Source organism: Vibrio sp. 1249-1 (assembly GCF_033340495.1).
In genome coordinates, this window is record NZ_JAWOWJ010000443.1 from 1 (window position 1) to 748 (window position 748).

Consider the following 748-nt stretch of genomic DNA (forward strand, 5'->3'; position numbering starts at 1 on the left):
GAAGCCGCGTCCGGCCTGCCCGAATACCTGCAATGGCTGGCCGCCGAGAGCCGACCGGTCAACTGAGCCAATGACCGCATCCACGATCCGCCTGCGCCGCTGGCTGGCCGGGCTCGCCCTGCTGCTTGCGCTGCCCGCGACCTCGGCCGTCGCCCAGGACTTCGAACTGCCGCCGGTCGACGAGGTCTTCGTCCTGTCCGCGCAGGCCACCGCGCCGGACCGCATCGAGGTGCGCTGGCGGATCGCCGACGGCTATTACCTGTACCGGCACCGCACCTCGGTCAAGGCCGATGCCGCCGTCACCGGCGCGACCATGGCGCTGCCGAAGGGCAAGGCCTACCGCGACGAATTCTTCGGCGACGTCGAAACCTACCGCAAGGAATTGCTCGGCACCCTCACCGGCACGCCCGCGGCCGGCGCGAGCGCGACCACCCTGACCGTGAAGTACCAGGGCTGCGCCGATGCCGGCGTGTGCTACCCGCCGCAGACCCGCACCCTGAAGGTCGCGTTGCCGGGCGAAGCGGGCGCTGGCGGCTTCGGCTGTAAGGCGCGCGGGCTGCATGATTATGTCGTCAAGAACGGCTCTGCCGATCATCCCAACGCCGAGGTGAAATTCGCACTGGGTGATGTGGTCAACACCATGATCGGCTGCACTAATGGTGAAACGATCATGCTGTGCCACGACACCTCGCTGCCGCGCCCCTATTCTCTCGGCTTTCGGGTGCAAGGCACCGAGGGGCTGTGGATG

At 67.9% G+C, this 748-nt stretch carries 1 protein-coding gene; it reads left to right on the top strand.

The window, feature by feature from the left end; genetic code table 11:
- Positions 1-70 precede the first annotated feature (70 nt).
- Positions 71-748, top strand: a 678-nt coding sequence (locus R7Z50_RS26890) for a protein-disulfide reductase DsbD domain-containing protein (RefSeq protein ID WP_318149668.1), incomplete at its 3' end; no start/stop codon positions are given.